Origin of the sequence: Georgenia ruanii, from assembly GCF_009193175.1 — a bacterium.
GTDB classification, from domain to species: domain Bacteria; phylum Actinomycetota; class Actinomycetes; order Actinomycetales; family Actinomycetaceae; genus Georgenia; species Georgenia ruanii.
Genome location: NZ_VUKE01000035.1, coordinates 1 through 18,224, shown reverse-complemented (window position 1 = coordinate 18,224; position 18,224 = coordinate 1). Strand labels below are relative to the sequence as shown.

Here is an 18,224-nt window from a genome sequence, read left to right as displayed (position 1 = left end):
GATCAAAGACCGAGCCACGGTGACCGTCGACGAAGCCGCGGGCACGGTCACCATCCACTGAGCCCGGGACACCGAGGTGACGCAAAGCCGCCTGTGGCCGCGAGGGCGCTCGGAGGGCAACGTCGACCAGTTCAGCGGAGCGTCAGGGCCCGGGTACGAGGCCCCTGTCCGGCTCAGTCGATACGCAAGGCAGGCCTGAGACTTCCTCTCTGGCTGAACATTCACCCTGCCGGTTCGACGCCTCGACCGTCCCGGTCGAAGACGTAACCGTTGTTGTGGATGTGCGTCTCGAACACCCGCGTGATGGCACGCCAGCCTGATCGGCCGCGTCGAGCACGCGGTCGATGTCGCGCTGGGGGTCCTGGCCGAGCAGCACGGCGAATGGACCGAAGGTCGCCCGGCTACCTCGGCCTGGACTTCCTGGCCAAGTCCCGCCTCAACCTCGCCAGCGAACCGCAGAAGGTCACCACCGCCGAACTCCCCGCCGCCATCAGCGCCTGAATACCGCGAAGGAATTACTCCGTCCGATACGCCACGCCGCGGGCTTGACCGCCCTGGGCAGTTCTCGCTGTCCTCTACGGGGGAACGCCTCCCCTCCCGCGCCAAGTGACGGGCGCCTGGCTCGCTCGGACAGTGCCCCGCGGTGAGTACGTCGTCTCCAGCTCGGATGGTCCTTGGGTCGCGGGGCTGCACGCCTTTCGCGTCGGCGCACGGATAGGCTAAGGTCGTTACGCAAACAGTCGCATACTCGACTAAAAGACGAGCGGGCCGTGAGGAGTGCACATGCGCGAGGCGTGGATCATCGATGGCGTCCGCACTCCGCGGGGCAAGGGCAAGCCGAGCGGTGCATTGCACGGCATCCACCCGCAGGAGCTGCTCGGCGGTCTGCTCCAGGCGCTCGTCGAACGCACCGACATCGATCCCGCGCAGGTCGACGACGTGGTCATGGGCAACGGCGAGCACGCTGGTGACCATGCGAACGACATCGCCCGCTCGGCCGTCCTCGCGGCGGGCTGGCCGGTCACCGTGCCCGGCCTGGCCGTGAACCGCTTCTGCGGCGGCGGGCAGCAGGCGGTGACCCTCGCCGCGATGGGGGTCCGTTCGGGGTGGCAGGACCTGGTCGTCGCCGGCGGCGTGGAGTCGATGTCTCGGCACACGTACGGCGCGCCGCTGGACGGGAACAATGCCAAGCTGCGCGAACGTTACCCGCTTGTCCCGCAGGGCATCTCCGCCGACCTCATCGCCACGCTCGAGGGCTTCGACCGCTCCAGCGTCGACGCGTTCGCTGTCCGGAGCCAGGAGCGGGCCGCCGCCGCGATCGCCGAGGGCCGCTTCGGCAAGAGCGTCGTGCCCGTCATGGACGCCGCCGGGAACGTGTGCCTGGAAGCCGACGAGCACCCCCGTGCCGGCACGACTCTCGAGTCGCTCGCGGCCCTGCCTCCCTCCTTCGCCCGGTCCGGTGCCAAGCCGCGGGAGGACGGCAGATCGTACGACGACATGGCAGTCGCCACGTATCCACAGGTGTCGGCCATCAACCACGTCCACCACGCCGGCAACTCGTCCGGGGTGGTCGACGGGGCGGCGGCCTTGGTCGTCGCCTCCGACGACTATGCCCGGGCGCACGGACTGACCCCGCGGGCACGGATCGTGTCCACCGCCGTCGCGGGAGCCGAACCGGTCATCATGCTGACCGCGCCGGGCCCCGCGAGCGAGGCGGCGCTGGCCAAGGCGGGCATGAGCGTCAAGGACATCGACCTCTGGGAGATCAACGAGGCGTTCGCGGCGGTACCGCTCAAGGTGATCCGCGACCTGGACATCGACGAGGACAAGGTCAACGTCAACGGCGGCGCGATCGCGCTGGGCCATCCGATCGGGGCGACCGGTGCGATGCTGCTCCAGATGGTGGTCGACGAGCTCGAGCGTCGAGACCTCGCCACCGGGCTCGTCACCATGTGCACCGGTGGCGGGATGGGCACCGCCACGATCGTCGAACGAGTCTGAGGAGACGCCGCATGTCCGACTATGAGGCCGTCCGGGTGGAGCGGACCGGCCGCGTCGCCGAGCTTCGCCTGAACCGTCCTGACATGCTCAACGCGTTCGACGACGTCCTGGTCAACGAGCTGCCGCGCGTGCTGCTCGAGCTTGCCCGGGACAGCGAGTTGCGCGCCGTGGTGCTGACCTCCACGGGCCGGCACTTCTCCGCCGGCGGGGACATGGACACGCTCGTCGCGGGCCACGACGACCTTGACGTCCTTCTGCGAGGGGTCGACGACGGGCGGCGGCTCTTCCGGGCGGTCGCGGACTTCCCCAAGCCGATGGTCGTCGTCGTCCAGGGCAGCAGCTTCGGCGTGGCGACCAGCCTGGTCTTCACCGCGGACGCGGTGGTGGCCACGCCAACCACCCTGCTGTCTGACCCGCACGTGCACATCGGCCTGGTCGCGGGCGACGGCGGCGTAGTCGCCTGGCCGCTGAGCGCGGGGCTCGCGCGGGCGAAGCGACAGCTGTTGTGGGGCGAGCCGCTCACCGGGCAGCAGGCGTACGAGTTCGGCCTGGTGTCGGACCTGGCCGAGGACGACGAGGCGGCGCGCGAGCTCGGCTTCGAGCTGGCGCACCGTGTGGCGTCGCTGCCGCCGGTGGCCGTGCAGCTGACCAAGCGCAGCCTCAATCGGGTGCTCTCGGCGAGCATCCACGACGTGCTGGACACGAGCTTCTACCTGGAAGCGCTCAGCAACCGGAGCGCGGACGCCCTCGAGGCGGTCAGTGCGTTCCGTGAGAAGCGGGAGGGCCGATGGACGGGCGCCTAGATCAGGCACTGCTGGAGCAGCAGCCAGGGGTGCAATGGAGCGGTGACGTCGTGGACGGCGAGTACGCCGGACACCCGGGCAAGCTGTACGCCCGGTCCCCGGAGTCGCTCGTGGCGATGCTCGCCGACACCGACCGGTGGTCGGGGCGCGACTACGCCGTCCAGGGAGAGCGCCGCATCCGGCACGAGGACTTCGTCCGAGCGATTCCCGCCGCCGCCGGCCTCCTCGCCGAGCACGGCGTGAAGCCGGGCGACCGGGTGATGCTGCTGTCCTACAACTCCCCGGAGTTCATGCTCGCCACCTGGGCGACCTGGTGGTTGGGCGGGGTGCCGGTCTACGCGAACCGGTGGTGGAGCAGTCACGAGCTCGAGCACGGGCTCGGGCTCTCCGCACCGTCTGTGGTGCTGACCGACCATCCCGACCTGCTGGCCGACGGCCGGGGACACGACATCGCCGCCCTGCGCGCCGCCTTCACAGGCCACGGCGCCGGTTCCTCGGCGTACCCGACCGAGGACCTTGACGCGCCGGCGCTGATCTTGTTCACCTCGGGCAGCTCGGGTGCCCCCAAGGCCGTCGAGCTCTCGCACCGCTCGGTGATCGTCAACCAGCACAACCTGCTGACGCGGTCGCGCCGCCTGCCTCACCTGCTGGACGACGACGCGCCGCACCCGGTGACGTTGGTGTGCACGCCGCTGTTCCACATCGGTGGTGTCTCCAACATCCTCACCAACCTCATCATCGGTGGCCGGCTGGTGCTGACCCGCGGCAAGTTCGACCCGAGCGAGATCCTCGGCCTGATCCAGGACGAGCGGGTGCAGAGCTGGGGGGGCGTGCCGACGATGGCGGCGCGCGTGCTCGAACATCCCGACTTCGACTCCTTCGACCTCTCCTCGCTGCGCTCCTTCCCCCTCGGTGGTGCCCCCTTGCCCGCCACGCTGCTGGACCGGATGCGGCGGAAGCTGCCCCAGCTGGAGAAGCGGGGACTAGCCAACACGTGGGGGATGACCGAATCCGGCGGGTTCGTCACTGTGGCCGGGAACGCCGACCTGGAAAGGTTCCCCGGAACCGTGGGGCGGCCGTACCCCTGTGTCGAGCTGCGCATCAGCGACCCCGACGAGAACGGGTCAGGGGAGATCCTGGTCCGCTCGCCCACGGTGATGCGCGGCTACCTGGGTCTCGACGACGGAACCGTCACCGAGGACGGCTGGCTGCGCACGGGAGATCTCGGGCACCTCAACGAGAAGGGTTATCTCTTCCTCGACGGCCGCAGCAAGGACATCGTCATCCGAGGCGGGGAGAACATCGCCTGCGCCCATGTCGAGCAGACGCTGCTGTCGCACCCGGGGGTGGTGGAAGCCGCAGTTTTCGGAGTCCCCCATGAGGACCTGGGCGAGACGCTCGTGGCCGCCATCACCCACCGAGCCGGCGTCCCCGTGACCCCCGAGGAGCTGCGCGAGCACTGCCGCGCCACGCTCGCCTACTTCGAGGTGCCCGCCATGTGGGCGATCGACGACGAGCCGCTGCCCACCCTGGCAGGGGAGAAGATCGACAAGAAGGCGGTCCGCGACGCGTTCCTCGCCGACCGTGAGGAAGTGTGAACATGCACCTGAGCGCTGCCGACGAGTACTTCACCCACCAGACCTCGCTGCCGCATTCGATGGTCGCGACGAGCGACCCGTCGTGGCGCGAGCGCTACTGGGTGAGTTTTCAGGACACCCACTCCGGAGACACCGTGCTCACCCTCGGGCTGGGCAAATATCCCAACCAGGATGTCTTCGAGGCCTTCGTCTGCCTGTCCAGCGGCGGCCGGCAGACGAACCTGCGGCTGTCCCGGACGCTGCTGCCCGACGCCTCGATGGGCGTCGGCCCGCTGTCGCTGGAGATCGTGGAGCCGTTGCGAGAGCTGCGCTTTCGCCTCGACGACAACGAGTCGGGCATCTCCTTCGACCTCACCTTCGCGGCCACGATGGAGCCGCTGCTCGAGGGACGCTTCTTCCAGGTCAGCCGGGCGCGCACGACGTACGACGCGATCCGTTACATCCAGCACGGCCGGGGCCGGGGCACGATCAGCACCCCCCAGGGGACGGTGGAGGTGACTCCCGAGCGGTGGTGGGCCGAGCGTGACCACTCCTGGGGCACCCGACCTCTGCCGCGGGCCGAGGGGCAGCCGCCCGGCAACCGCCCGGAATGGAAGATGCTCGCCTTCGTGCCGTTGCAGCTGCCGGACTTCGGCGTGCACGTCTACCTGCAGGAGTCGGCACCGGGGCGGCCGGTGCACCTCAGCGCCGGGATCGTCGGGCCGATCGGCGCCGACCTTGAGTTCGAACCGGTCGTCGGTGTCGAGCACGACCTGGAGTGGGTGGCGGGCGCCGCGGCTCCCACCCTGTCCGGTGGCCGCCTTGCGCTGCTCCTGCACGGCGGGGGCCGGATCGACCTCGGCCTCCGCGCCCTTCCGGGCCGAGCACACCTGCGCGGTGGCGGCTACGAGGGCTGGAACGGCTGGTTGCAGGGACACTGGCGGGGCAACTTCAGCAGCGAGACCGAGACCTGGGACCTCCAGGACAGGTCGCAGTTCTACCGGTACGCGAAGGCCGGTAGCGACCACCTGGTCGAGGTCACCCATGACGGCAGCACCGGCTACGGGGTCATCGAGTACATGGTGCTCCCGGGGTACGGGCGGTACGAAGAGGCGATCCCGCCGAGGCGGCCGTGACCGACCTCCGCAGCGCCCTCCAGACGTTCCTCGAGGAGCGGTCGACGGACCGGACCGACCTCGAGGTCACCGAGCCACGCCGCCTGGGCGGTGGCAGCTCCCAGGAGAACTGGGCGTTCGACGCCCTCTGGACCGAGGACGGCGCCAGGCGGTCGGCGCCGCTGCTGTTGCGCCGGCGCCCGGAGTCGGGCGTCGTCGACACCACCCTCGAGACCGAGTTCGCGCTGCTGGGCGCGCTCGCGGGCACCGACGTGCCGGTGGCCGGCGTGCACTGGACCGACGACGGCACGACGTTCGGGCGCCCGTCGATGATCGTCGAGCGCCGGCCCGGGGCGGCCCACCGCGGCCTGCTGCGGGACTCGGACCCGTTAGGGCTGGGCGACGGCGCCCGTCTCGCGCTCGCCCGCGGACTGGCCGACCTGCTCTCGTCCGTGCATCGCCTCGACCCCCACGAGCTCGGCCTGACGACGATCCTCCCCGACCCGGGTGCCGATCCGGCGCGTGCCGAGCTGGACAGGTGGGTGGCCGAGCTGGACCGGGTGGAGCCGGAACCGCAGCCGGCGCTGCGGTTCACCGCCCGCTGGCTTCGCGACCACCTGCCGGAGCCTCCTCGGCGGGTCGCGCTCGTCCATGGCGACTTCAGGCCGGCCAACGTGCTCGTCCACGACGGTCGCCTGGAGGTGCTGCTCGACTGGGAGTTGGCTCGCCTCGGGGACCCGGTGGACGACCTGGGGTGGTACACCTGCTCGATCTATCGCCGGGAGCACTTCCTCCCCGGCCGGTGGGAGCCGGAGGGGTTCCTCGACCGTTACGCTCTCGCGGCCGGCCTCGGGAAGGTGGACCGGGACCGGCTGCACTTCTGGCAGGTGATGGCGACGTTTCGGCTCGCGGTCATCGCGCTCACCGGGGTGGGCAACTTCCTCGCGGGCAGCACCGACCGGCCGGCCGCGCCGGCGGACCGGGTCGCGCGACAGGCGCTGACCGACACCGGGATGACGGGGAAGGAGCTCCGCGCATGAGGCCGCTGCCGTCCGAGGTCATCGCCGGCGTCCGGCAGATCCTCAAGGAGACGATCGCTCCGGAGCTCACCTCCGCCCACGCCCGGTCCCGACTCGAGGAGGTGCGCGCGGTGCTCGCTCAGGTCGACTGGGACGACGCGGCGTTCGCGCTGGCCAGGCGCAACCGGGCGCTCGCGGACGCCCTCCGACGGATCGAGGACTGGCGGTCCGGGGACCCGCGCCGGGCGGAGACGATCCCGGCATGCACCGTGCGCATGCCCAAGGTCGACTCCCTCGCCGCCCACCAGGCGGCGTATGCGGAACTGGCGGCCGCCGCGGTCGCCGTCGTGGAGCCGATGGCGGACTGGCTCGTCGCCCACCCCTCGAACGCGGAAGCACGGGCGCTGCGCGGCGAGCTCCTCGCGGCGCTCTGACCTCGCCGGTGGGCGGCGGTTCTGGACTCTGACCGGCGGGCCGCCGCGCTGACCTTCAACCACCGGGCCGGCGGTCGGCGGGGCGTGATCGCCGGGCGTGGGTCGTGGTTGTTAGGCAGAGGGTGGCGAAGAAGCAGCCCGGGAAGTACTCTATAGAGAAATAGTCGTCTACTAGAGTTCCCTTGGAGGTGGCAACGTGGTCACCCAGCGCATGTCCAAGGACGAGTTCCTCGCCAGCGCGCGGGCCTTCCTCGAGAATGCGTCGGCGTCGCGGGCGGCGGACGAGCAGGCGCGCGCCGAGCAGCAGGAGAGCGACAGGGTCGCGCTCTTCTCCGGCTCGAGCGATGCCGAGATCGCGGCGGCCGTCGCCTACCAGCGAGAGCTCTACGACGCCGGTTACGGCTGGATCAGCGGGCCGGTCGAGGACGGCGGCGCCGGCTACCCCGTCGCGTACGAGATCGCGTTCGCCCAGCTGCAGCGCCGGTACGCGATCCCCTCCAAGGCGCCGCTGTCGGTGAGCCTCGGAATGGTCGCACCGACCGTGGCCCAGTTCGGTTCACCGACCACCAAGGCGCGCTGGCTCACGGCGCTCCACCGGGCGGACGCCGTCGGGTGTCAGCTCTTCAGCGAGCCGGGGGCCGGCTCGGACCTCGCCGCGGTCAGTACCCGCGCGGTCCGGGACGGCGACGACTGGATCCTCAACGGCCAGAAGGTGTGGACCTCGGGCGCGCAGTACTCCGACGTCGGCATCGCCCTGACCCGCACGTCCGACGGACCGCGGCACCGTAACCTCACCGTCTTCGCCGTCGACATGCACGCGCCCGGCGTCGAGGTCCGGCCGCTGCGACAGATGACCGGAGGGGCCGACTTCAACGAGGTCTTCCTCACCGACGTCCGTGTCCCCGATGCCGACCGGCTCGGCGGGGTCGACAGGGGCTGGAAGGTCGCGATGGCGATGCTCATGCACGAGCGCAGCGCGATCGGCGGCTCCTCGAGCGGGGGCAGCGGCATCTTCAAGATGGACGACCTCGCCAGCTGGCTCGGCGCCATCGGACGCGCCGACGACCCGGCGGTCGCGCAGGCCTTCGCCCGCGTCTACTGCGGTGTCACCGCCGCCAAGGCGATGCGGGCGCGTGCGGACGCCAACCTCAAGGCGAACGGGGTGCCCGGACCTGAGATGTCGCTCGGCAAGCTCGCCCTGACGGCGAACCTGACGGCGCTCAGCGACCTCGTGCGACTCGCCCTGGGGCCGAGGATTCTCGCCGACACCGGGGAGGAACGGACGTTCGCCTGGTCCGAGCTCGTGCTGGGCGTGCCCGGCATGCGCATCGGCGGAGGCACTGACGAGATCCACCGCAACACCATCGCCGAGCGCGTGCTCGGCTTGCCGAAGGAGACCGTGGCGCGGGCCGCGACCGACACAGCAGAGAAGGAAGCCTGATGGGACACCTCGAGGGAAAGACCGTCATCGTCACCGGAGCCGGTCGCGGCATCGGCCGGGAGCATGCGCTGCTCTTCGCACAGGAGGGAGCCAACGTCGTCGTCAACGATCTCGGTGGCGCCGAGGACGGCAGCGGCGCCGCCGCCGGCCCGGCCGAGCAGGTCGCCCAGGAGATCCGCGACGCCGGCGGCAACGCTGTCGCGAACGGCGACGACGTCGCCGACGACGAGGGCTCGGCACGCATCGTCGCGCAAGCCATCGAGACCTTCGGCGACCTCCACGGGCTGGTCAACAACGCCGGCATCCTGCGCGATCGGGTGCTGGTCAACATCACCCCTGAAGACTGGGACCTTGTGGTCCGGGTGAACATGCGGGGGACCTTCCTCATGACGAAGGCCGCCGGCACCTACTGGCGCGAGCAGAGCAAGTCCGGCAAGGAGGTCTCCGCCGCGGTGGTCAACACGAGCAGCGAGTCGGGCGTGTTCGGCAACCCCGGCCAGGCCAACTATGCGGCCGCCAAGGCCGCGGTCGCCTCACTGACCCAGGTGGGCGCCAAGGAGCTCAAGCGATACGGCGTCCGGGTCAACGCGGTCCTGCCCCAGGCCCGCACCCGCCTGACCGAGGGAGCCTTCGGCGACGCGCTGGCCGCCAAGGACGGCGAGTTCGACCGCTGGCACCCGGGGAACGTCTCGCCGTTCGTCGTGTACCTGGCCTCGCCCTTCAGCGAGCTCACCGGCGAGGTCTTCCTCGTGGGAGGCTCCCGCGTGCAGCGCGTGAAGCCGTGGGAGAAGGACCCGGGGTGGAAGCTCACGACCGACGGTCGCTGGACCCTCGACGCGCTGAGCACGGCCGTCGCGGACGCCGGAGCGCCCAGCGGAGGCAACTCCTGGACCGCCAATCCCGGAGGGGGCAAGAAGTGACCGTCCACGACGTGACGGCGCCCGACCAGGAGCGGGATCGCGAGGCGTTGATGCCCGAGGCGGTGATCGACGACGAGATGATCGCCTCGATGCAGGCCAGGGCGGGGGTGAACCTCCGGATCGACCACTCCGTCAACAACGAGGAGGCCACCCGGATCGCGGTCACCAAGTTCGCCGGCGGGATCGGTGACATCAACCCGCTGTGGACCGACGCGGACCGCGGTCGCGCGTCCGACTACGGAGCACCCGTGGCTCCGCCGTCGTTCGTGATGGCCTGCTTCTCGGGGATCCAGTTCGGCTGGCCCGGCCTCGGGTCGTTCCACTGCGCGACGCAGGCGCGCTTCCACCAGCCGGTCTACTGGGGCGATACGATCGCGGCGACTTGCACGTACGAGGGGTTCACGGGACCCAAGCCGAGCAGCTTCGCGGGCAGGACGGTCACTGACCACTTCCTCAACACCTACACCAACCAGCGTGGTGAGGTCGTCGCGGAGATCAACTGGCAGGTGATGAACTTCGAGCGCGCCTCGGCACGTGGCCGGAGCAAGCGTGATGACAAGAAGCAGGACCTGACCCTTCCGCACCCGTGGACTCCCGAGGAGATCGAGCGCGTCGAGATGCGAGTCCTCAGTGAGAAGCCGCGCGGCGACAACCCCCGCTACTGGGAGGACGTCGAGGTCGGCGACGGTCTGGACCTCCTGACCAAGGGCCCGATCGGGCTCACCGACGAGGTCGCCTTCATCGCCGGTGGCGGAACGCCGATTCCCCGGCTCAAGGCGCACGCCGCCTCCCTGGTGGACTACGCGGCGCACCCGGCATGGTCCTTCCGCGACCCGGTGCTCGGCTCTTCCGAGCCGATCTACGCGGTGCACTACAACCAGGCCGCCGCCAACGCGATGGGGGTCGCCTTCCAGTACGACGTCGGCTTCCAGCGCCAGTGCTGGCAGGTCCAGCTCCTCACCCACTGGATGGGCGACAGCGGCTGGATCATCGACTGCGACGCCCAGTATCGGGGCTTCGTCTACCTCTCCGACGTCGTCGAGCTGGGTGGCGAGGTGCTCGAGAAGGTGGTTCTCGACTCCGGTGAGCACGCCGTCAAGGTCAAGACCCACGCCCGCAACCAGCGAGGGGCAGACGTGATGCCCGGGCACGCCACCATCGCGCTCCCGACCAGGGAGGGGGCCTCCCCGGTCACCCTCCGCGCCAGGTCATGAGCGCCACCTCGGTCGAGGACCGGCGCCTGCTGGCGGAGTCGGTGCGCGCCGCGGCCTCGGGGTCCTCGCCGCGACCGCTCCTGGCCGAGCACGGCGCGGCCGGGACCGACGAGGCGCTCTGGGTAACGCTGAGCCAGCAGATCGGCCTGGCCGGACTGCTGGCGCCCGAAGACCTCGGGGGCGCCGACGCCGGCGTCGCCGAGGTGGCCGCCGCCCTCGGTGAGCTTGCGGCCCAGCTGTCCCCGGTCCCGGCGCTCGCCAGCATGGGCATGGCCGGACCGCTGCTCGCCGTCACCGGCGACGGTCCCGTCCGTGCGCTGCGCGCCCGGCTGGTCGAGGGGACCCCCGCCTCCGTGGCGTGGCCCCACCCCGACGGCGCCGATCTCACCCCCACGCTCCGGCTCGAGGAGGGCATGGTCCACGGCGAGGCCCGGTTCGTCGTCGACGGGATGGCAGCCCAGGTCCTCATCGCCCCGGCCGCGGGGCCTGACGGTGTGGTCCTCGTCGCCCTCGAGACCGAGGCCGCCGGTGTCTCCCGCACCCCCATGACCGCCCTGGACATCACCCGTGGTCTCGCCGCCGTCACGTTCGACGGCGCGCCGGCGGTGACGCTCACCGCCCCGCACCCGTCCGCCGAGTTCCTGCGCCCCGGGCTGGACATCGCGCTCACCTGCCTGGCCGCCGAGCAGGTCGGGATCGCCTCACGCTGTCTCGACGAGGCCGTCGCGTGGGCGAAGGAGCGGGTGCAGTTCGACCGGACGATCGGCTCCTTCCAGGCGATCAAGCACACGCTCGTGGACCTGCTGCAGGACGTCGAGCTCTCCCGGTCCGCGCTCGACATCGCGGTCGCCGCCGCCGACGCGTACCTCGAGGAGCCCACGGACCGGACGGCGTCGGCCCTCAATATCGCGGCCAGCGCCGCCAAGGCGATGTGCGGCGACGCCGCTACACGGGTTACCGACGAGACGCTCCACATCTTCGGCGGTATCGGCTTCACGTGGGAGCACGACGCGCACCTGTACTTCCGGCGAGCGCGCACTCTTGAGCTGCTGCTCGGAGCACCGGACGACCATCGCGCCCGCCTCGCCTCGGCCTTGGGGGTGGGGCGGTAAGCGAGGCCCATCGTCCTGGTCGACGACGTCGACGGTGTGGTGACGTTGACGGTCAACCGCCCACGGAAGAACGGGTTGAACAAGGCCCGGAAGAGGGAGCCGGACCTCCGGTCCTGCTGATGCGCCGCCGAATGGGCGGTTCGTTCGAGCGCCGATCTGGGGCATGAGGGCCATCGGGGCTGGGCACCGTACAAGAGAGGGAATGGACGCGTGACCATCGACAACGGTGCGGCGCTGAAGCTCGATTCGGTGCCGAACTTCCGTGACATCGCGGGTCCGGGATATCGAACGTCCACCGGGCGCATGCGCCGGGGGCGCCTCTTCCGTGCCAACTCCTTCCTGGTGACGGCCGAGGAGCTCGAACGCCTTGCCCCGCTCGGTCTCATGGCCGTCCACGACCTGCGCGGCCAGGGTGAGGTCGATCTACGGCCCGACACGGTTCCCCGGGGAGCGACCTGGCGGCACAGCTGGGTGCCCGGACTGAGCCGCGACACCGTGCGCACCCTGGAGACGTCGGCAGCGCTGCGGGACGCGATGATCAACCACTACCGCGGCTTCGTCGTCGACGCCAATAAGCGGGCCGGGTTCGCCCACCTTCTCGCCGGGATCGCCGAGGTCGACGGGCCTCAGGTGTTCCATTGCTGGGAGGGTAAGGACCGGACGGGCTGGGCCGCGATGCTGCTGCAGACCCTCGCCGGCGTGTCGCACGACGACATCGTCGCGGACTTCCTGCTCACCAACGAGCTCATGCAGCGCACGGGCCCGACACTCGAGCTGGCCCGCAGGTTCTTCGGTAACCGGCCGGACGAGTTCTTCGCCCCCGCCATGGACGCGGACGTGGCCTATCTCGAGGCGGGGCTGGAACAGCTCGAGGCCACCCACGGCGACGTCGAGACCTATCTGCGGACGGGGCTCGAGCTCGACGACGACCAGCTCGTCAAGCTCCGCGCCCACCTGATCGAGTAGGGCGGGACGTCGGTGGCTATCGAGGAGTTCATCGCGAGGGAAAGCATCTGTGACCTCGTGGCTTGGTACAACGCCGACGGCGACCGCAGCAGGTTCGACGCCCTCGCCGCCCTGTTCGCCGAGGACGGTGTGCTCGTCTTCGAGGACGCGGAGGAGGTCGCGCACTGCCGGGGGCGGGCCGAGATTCGTCGCGCTGATGGAGGTGTTCAAGAAGGAGTTCGCTGCGCTCGGTCAGAATGGCGGTGCGTCGGGCCGCGTTCACCACAGCGTCACCACCCACGTCGTCGACGTGCTCGACCCACGCCAGTGGCCGCAGCTATGTCTCTATGCTCGGACCGGCCGGCTGGTCGAGTGGGGCGAGTATCGCGATGAGTAGTTGAGGACTGCCGGGCGGTGGTTCATCAGCAGACGACGCGCGCGGCGTCTGGGCCGCACGGAGGTCGCCGAGGCGACCCTGCGGGGTTGAGGCCTGCGGATGAGGAGGACGAGGGGTGCCGCGCAGCCCCGGTACGGCATCTCACTGCTCCGGGTAAGCCCCCGCCTGTGGTTCGACGACGCCGAGGAGGTCGAGGAGCGGGTCGAGCCGGTGTGGATGTCCGATGTCCGACCACCTAGTGCTGCCGACCCGGATCGATAGGTCCCGATACCCGGACGGCAAGCTTTCCGATCCGGCCGGACACTCCCACGTTCGACGTCATGGTTCATCCCGTCCGAGATCGCCGGGCGGACGACATCAGGCGCGGGGTCCGTCATGGAGGTCAGGGCCGCCCGGCCTGGCGGCGCTGGAGCAGTCACTCGGGGGGATCCGGTGCGCCAATGAGACGGTACGGAGGCCCATGGCTGGACCTCACGCCTGTGGCTCAACGGCTGGGCTCAACCCTGATCGCTACCCAAGTTCACATGCGGTCGATGCCCGCAGCCAGTTCCTTCACACAGTCGAGTGGGAGACGCGGCGGGCCGGCAGACGTCTAGTGCGAGGCGTGGAGGTTTGGCACGCGAGCGATAGGTGGCGGCGGGCGCCCGAACGGTCTTGCCCCCTGGTGGTAGTCAGGTCAGCGTCCGGTGTATGCAGAGGCCGGAGTTCGGAGCGTTCAACACAGTCCTATGCGATCGCGTGTATACAATGAGGGCTTCGGCGGGTAGGGTCCCGCCCATGCTGGCCAGTGAGCTCGCCCACACAGCCTGCGCGAGGGCACGCGTCACGGCAGCCCTGGCTGTTCTCGCCCCGAGCGGTCCACTGGGTCGCCCGTACCGACGGCGGTCACCCTGTGCCGTCCACACCCGAGGAGAACGACGGATGCCCGCGTCGAGCGTGCTGCGGCGACCGATGCTCATGGGCAGGATCCACCGTCCGACGGTGGCGGCCACCGACCTCCACTACCTCGGCTCGATCAGCATCGACGTGGATCTTCTCGAGGCGGCCGACCTGCTGCCTGGCCAGCATGCTGACGTCGTCGACATCACCACCGGAGCCCGGCTGAGCCGGGACACCGTCAACACACTGCCCTTCGCCCCAGAGCCCACCGGCGTCCCGTTCGAAGCCTTTCGTGCCAAGAGAGCAGTCGGCCGCTGACGTCAGCGTCCAGGAGGAGAAGCCCATGTTCAGCAAGATTCTGGTGGCCAACCGGGGTGAGATCGCCATCCGGGCGTTTCGGGCCGCCTACGAGCTCGGTGCGCGCACGGTGGCTGTCTTCCCGTACGAGGACCGTGGCTCGTTGCACCGGCAGAAGGCGGACGAGGCCTACGAGATCGGCACCCGGGGCCAGCCCGTGGCGGCGTACCTGGACGTGCAAGAGATCGTCCGGGTCGCGGTGAGCTCGGGCGCGGAGGCGATCTATCCCGGTTACGGGTTCCTCTCCGAGAATCCCGAGCTGGCCCGTGCGGCCGACGCCGCCGGGCTGGCGTTCGTCGGCCCGCCGGCCGCGGTGCTCAGGCGCACCGGCAACAAGGTCACCGCCAAGGAGCAGGCCGCGGCCGCGGGCGTCCCGGTGCTGCGCTCCACCCGGGCGTCGGCCGATCTCGACGTGCTGGTCGCCGACGCCCAGGAGCTGGCCTTCCCAGTGTTCGCCAAGGCCGTCGCCGGCGGCGGGGGGCGCGGCATGCGGCGGATCGAGACGCCGGGGGAGCTGCGCCCGGCACTCGAGCAGGCCATGCGCGAGGCCGGCGCCGCGTTCGGGGACCCCACGATGTTCCTCGAGGAGGCGGTCCTGCGCCCCCGCCACGTCGAGGTGCAGGTGCTGGCCGACCACCACGGGGACGTGGTGCACCTGTTCACGCGGGACTGCTCGGTGCAGCGCCGCCACCAGAAAGTCGTCGAGATCGCCCCGGCGCCCAACCTCGACGACGCGGTGCGCGAGCGGCTGCACGCCGATGCCGTCGCGTTCGCCCGGGCGGTGGGCTACGTCAACGCGGGCACGGTGGAGTTCCTCGTCGAGACCGAGGGCCCACGGGCTGGCCGGCACGTGTTCATCGAGATGAACCCGCGGATCCAGGTCGAGCACACGGTGACCGAGGAGGTCACCGACGTCGACCTGGTCCAGGCCCAGCTGCGCATCGCGGCGGGGGCCTCGCTCGCGGACCTCGGCCTGCGCCAGGAGAGCATCCGGCTGCGCGGCGCCGCGCTGCAGTGCCGGATCACCACCGAGGACCCGGCGGCTGACTTCCGGCCCGACACCGGACGGATCACGACCTACCGCTCGCCCGGCGGGGCGGGCGTCCGCATCGACGGCGGCACCGTGCACACTGGCAGCGAGGTCAGCCCGTACTTCGACTCCATGCTCACCAAGCTGACCTGCCGCGGCCGGGACTTCGAGGCGGCGGTGGGCCGGGCCCGGCGGGCGCTGGCGGAGTTCCGCATCCGCGGCGTGGCGACGAACATCCCGTTCCTCCAGGCCGTCCTCGACGAGCCGGCCCTGGCGGCAGGGGACCTGAGCACGCGGTTCATCGAGGAGCGCCCGGAGCTGCTCACCTCTCGCAAACCGCAGGACCGGGCGACGAAGGTGCTGGCCTGGCTCGCCGACGTCACGGTGAACCAGCCGCACGGCCCGCGGCCCGCGGTCGTGCACCCGGCGGAGAAGCTGCCGCTGGTCGACCTGACCCCGCCGGCCCCCGCCGGCTCGCGCCAGCGCCTCGCCGCGCTCGGGCCGGAGGGCTTCGCCCGGGCGCTGCGCGAGCAGACGGCGCTGGCGGTGACCGACACGACGTTCCGCGACGCGCACCAGTCCCTGCTCGCGACGCGGGTGCGGACCAAGGACCTGCTCGCCGTGGCGCCCTACGTGGCTCGGATGACCCCCGGGCTGCTCTCGGTGGAGGCCTGGGGCGGGGCCACCTACGACGTCGCGCTGCGCTTCCTCGGGGAGGACCCGTGGGAGCGGCTGGCGGCGCTGCGCGAGGCGATGCCCAATATTGCGCTGCAGATGTTGCTGCGCGGGCGCAACACCGTCGGCTACACCCCCTACCCCGAGCTGGTCACCCGCGCCTTCGTGGCGGAGGCCACCGCCACCGGCATCGACATCTTCCGGATCTTCGACGCCCTGAACGACGTCGCCCAGATGCGTCCGGCGATCGACGCCGTCCTGGAGACCGACGCCGCGGTGGCCGAGGTCGCCCTGTGCTACACCGGCAACCTGCTCGACCCGGCCGAGCGGCTCTACACGCTGGACTACTACCTGCGCCTGGCCGAGCAGATCGTCACCTCAGGCGCGCACGTCCTGGCCGTGAAGGACATGGCCGGGCTGCTGCGCCCCGGGGCGGCGAGCCTGCTCGTGCGGGCGCTGCGCGAGCGGTTCGACCTGCCGGTCCACGTGCACACGCACGACACCGCCGGCGGCCAGCTCGCCACCCTGCTCGCCGCGGCCGCCGCTGGGGCGGACGCCGTCGACGTCGCCTCCGCGCCGCTGGCCGGCACCACCAGCCAGCCGGCGGCCTCCGCACTGGTGGCCGCCCTGGCGAACACCGAGCGTGACACCGGGCTCTCGCTGCCCGCGGTCAGCGACCTGGAGCCGTACTGGGAGGCCGTGCGCGCGATCTACCGCCCCTTCGAGTCCGGCCTGCCCGCCCCGACGGGGCGGGTGTACTCCCACGAGATCCCCGGCGGCCAGCTGTCCAACCTGCGCCAGCAGGCCATCGCCCTGGGCCTGGCCGATGACTTCGAGCTCATCGAGGAGATGTACGCCGCAGCCGACCGCATCCTCGGGCGCATCCCGAAGGTCACGCCGTCGTCCAAGGTCGTCGGCGACCTCGCCCTCCAGCTCGCCGCCCGGCGGGCGGACCCGCGCGACTTCGCCGAGAACCCCGGCGCCTACGACGTGCCGGACTCCGTCATCCGGTTCATGGCCGGCGAGCTCGGCGAGCTGCCGGGCGGGTGGCCCGAGCCGTTCCGCACCAGGGTCCTCGCCGGCCGCGAGCCCGACCTGGCCGAGCGGCCCCTCACGCCCGAGCAGGAGGCCGCGCTCACCCCACCCGGCGCGGAGCGGCGCGCGACCCTCAACCGGCTCCTCTTCCCTGGCCCGGCCCGCACCTGCGCCGAGAACCGCGACCGCTTCGGGGACGTCTCGGTCATCGACACCCTCGACTACCTCTACGGCCTGCAGGTCGACCAGGAACACGTCGTCCAGATCGAGCGGGGCGTGCAGCTGCACATCGGCCTCGAGGCGGTCGGGGACCCGGACGAGCACGGCGTCCGCACCGTCATGACCACGCTGCACGGCCAGCTGAGGCCCGTCTACGTCCGCGACCGCAGCGTCGAGGCCACCACGGACCCCGCCGAGAAGGCCGACCCGGACGTGCCCGGACACGTCGCCGCCCCCTACGCCGGCGCCGTCACCATGCGGGTGAGCCCCGGCGAGGCCGTCGAGCGCGGACAGCAGGTCGCCACCATCGAGGCGATGAAGATGGAGGCCGCCATCACCGCGCCGATCGATGGCCGGATCCATCGTCTTCCGGTGACCGGCACGTCCACGGTCGACGCCGGAAACCTGCTCTGCGTCATCGAGCCGGTGTGAGGACTTTCGGCCGCTGGCATGGATCGGGCCACGGCCGGCTGCAACGTGCCGAGATGGTGCTGCGCTGGCGCCGCCGTCCGCCGCGACGCCACCGCTGTGCCACGACCGTCACCTCACTCGCTGACAGCGGTCACCGCATTCGCCGGCCGGAGCCCGAACGCACCACGTTGGACGGCGCGCCGCCTGGTGGTCGGTCTGACCGATCCACGGTGACGGTGCGGTTGGATGCGCCCCGAGGTTCTACCGCAGTATCGGCGAGAGCTGTCGCCTCCGTTTCAGTGCAGAAGAGGAGAGTTTGATGCGCATCGGGATCCCCCGTGAGGTGCGGCCCGGCGAGACGCTGGTGGCCGCGACGGCGGTGACGGCGGGGCAGCTGGCGAGGCTCGGGTACGAGGTGGTGGTCGAGGCCGGGGCCGGCGTGTGCGCTGATCAGCCCGACCAGGCGTTCCGTGACGCCGGGATCGCCGTGGGTGACGCGGCGGAGGTGTGGTCGAGCGACGTGGTGGTCAAGGTCAACGCCCCGACCGAGGCGGAGATCGCCCGGCTGCGCCCCGGGGCGACGGTGATCGGCCTGATGGCGCCGGCGCGCAGCCCGGAGCTGGTCGAGAGGCTGCGGGCG

The 18,224-nt window shown here is 71.0% G+C and carries 14 protein-coding genes and 2 pseudogenes; all 16 read left to right on the top strand.

The features are described 5' to 3' along the window. Positions 1-783 precede the first annotated feature (783 nt). Positions 784-2,001 (top strand): acetyl-CoA C-acetyltransferase, encoded by a 1,218-nt coding sequence (locus GD880_RS20100; RefSeq protein WP_152233384.1) that lies wholly within the window; start codon positions 784-786, stop codon positions 1,999-2,001. An 11-nt stretch (positions 2,002-2,012) separates the two neighbouring features. Further along, positions 2,013-2,804 (top strand): enoyl-CoA hydratase/isomerase family protein, encoded by a 792-nt coding sequence (locus tag GD880_RS20095; RefSeq protein ID WP_152233383.1) that lies wholly within the window; start codon positions 2,013-2,015, stop codon positions 2,802-2,804. Beyond that, positions 2,789-4,402: a class I adenylate-forming enzyme family protein gene (locus GD880_RS20090; RefSeq protein WP_152233382.1), complete on the top strand. Its 1,614-nt coding sequence runs from the start codon at positions 2,789-2,791 to the stop codon at positions 4,400-4,402. Before GD880_RS20095 ends, GD880_RS20090 begins: the two co-directional genes overlap by 16 nt. A 2-nt stretch (positions 4,403-4,404) precedes the next feature. Then, complete coding sequence (locus GD880_RS20085; protein ID WP_152233381.1) at positions 4,405-5,517, top strand: hypothetical protein; 1,113 nt, start codon at positions 4,405-4,407, stop codon at positions 5,515-5,517. Then, positions 5,514-6,536 (top strand): phosphotransferase family protein, encoded by a 1,023-nt coding sequence (locus tag GD880_RS20080; protein ID WP_152233380.1) that lies wholly within the window; start codon positions 5,514-5,516, stop codon positions 6,534-6,536. Before GD880_RS20085 ends, GD880_RS20080 begins: the two co-directional genes overlap by 4 nt. Continuing rightward, complete coding sequence (locus GD880_RS20075) at positions 6,533-6,949, top strand: hypothetical protein (RefSeq protein WP_152233379.1); 417 nt, start codon at positions 6,533-6,535, stop codon at positions 6,947-6,949. Before GD880_RS20080 ends, GD880_RS20075 begins: the two co-directional genes overlap by 4 nt. Before the next feature lie 196 nt (positions 6,950-7,145). Next, positions 7,146-8,390 carry an acyl-CoA dehydrogenase family protein gene (locus GD880_RS20070; protein ID WP_226909868.1) on the top strand — a complete coding sequence of 415 codons (1,245 nt, stop codon included), beginning with the start codon at positions 7,146-7,148 and terminating at the stop codon, positions 8,388-8,390. Further along, a complete protein-coding gene (locus GD880_RS20065; protein WP_152233378.1) occupies positions 8,390-9,310 on the top strand; it encodes an SDR family oxidoreductase in 921 nt (306 codons plus the stop codon). The genes GD880_RS20070 and GD880_RS20065 overlap by 1 nt, the downstream gene beginning before the upstream one ends. Continuing rightward, positions 9,307-10,524 (top strand): FAS1-like dehydratase domain-containing protein, encoded by a 1,218-nt coding sequence (locus GD880_RS20060; RefSeq protein WP_226909867.1) that lies wholly within the window; start codon positions 9,307-9,309, stop codon positions 10,522-10,524. Before GD880_RS20065 ends, GD880_RS20060 begins: the two co-directional genes overlap by 4 nt. Continuing rightward, positions 10,521-11,636 (top strand): acyl-CoA dehydrogenase family protein, encoded by a 1,116-nt coding sequence (locus GD880_RS20055; RefSeq protein WP_152233377.1) that lies wholly within the window; start codon positions 10,521-10,523, stop codon positions 11,634-11,636. Before GD880_RS20060 ends, GD880_RS20055 begins: the two co-directional genes overlap by 4 nt. A 210-nt stretch (positions 11,637-11,846) precedes the next feature. Beyond that, complete coding sequence (locus GD880_RS20050) at positions 11,847-12,602, top strand: tyrosine-protein phosphatase (RefSeq protein ID WP_193314625.1); 756 nt, start codon at positions 11,847-11,849, stop codon at positions 12,600-12,602. Positions 12,603-12,614: 12 nt separating this feature from the next. Beyond that, positions 12,615-12,782: pseudogene (locus tag GD880_RS21230) on the top strand (nuclear transport factor 2 family protein); the annotation flags it as partial. Positions 12,783-12,798: 16 nt separating this feature from the next. Then, on the top strand, positions 12,799-12,978 hold the full coding sequence (locus GD880_RS20980; protein WP_226909869.1) for a hypothetical protein: 180 nt from the start codon (positions 12,799-12,801) through the stop codon (positions 12,976-12,978). A 921-nt stretch (positions 12,979-13,899) separates the two neighbouring features. After that, on the top strand, positions 13,900-14,175 hold the full coding sequence (locus tag GD880_RS20975; RefSeq protein WP_319593284.1) for an aspartate 1-decarboxylase: 276 nt from the start codon (positions 13,900-13,902) through the stop codon (positions 14,173-14,175). A 25-nt stretch (positions 14,176-14,200) separates the two neighbouring features. Beyond that, the gene (locus tag GD880_RS20035) at positions 14,201-17,605 is read left to right on the top strand and encodes a pyruvate carboxylase (protein ID WP_152233374.1); all 3,405 of its coding nucleotides are present in this window, start codon (positions 14,201-14,203) and stop codon (positions 17,603-17,605) included. A 298-nt stretch (positions 17,606-17,903) separates the two neighbouring features. Then, a pseudogene (locus GD880_RS20030) lies at positions 17,904-18,224 on the top strand (Re/Si-specific NAD(P)(+) transhydrogenase subunit alpha); the annotation flags it as partial.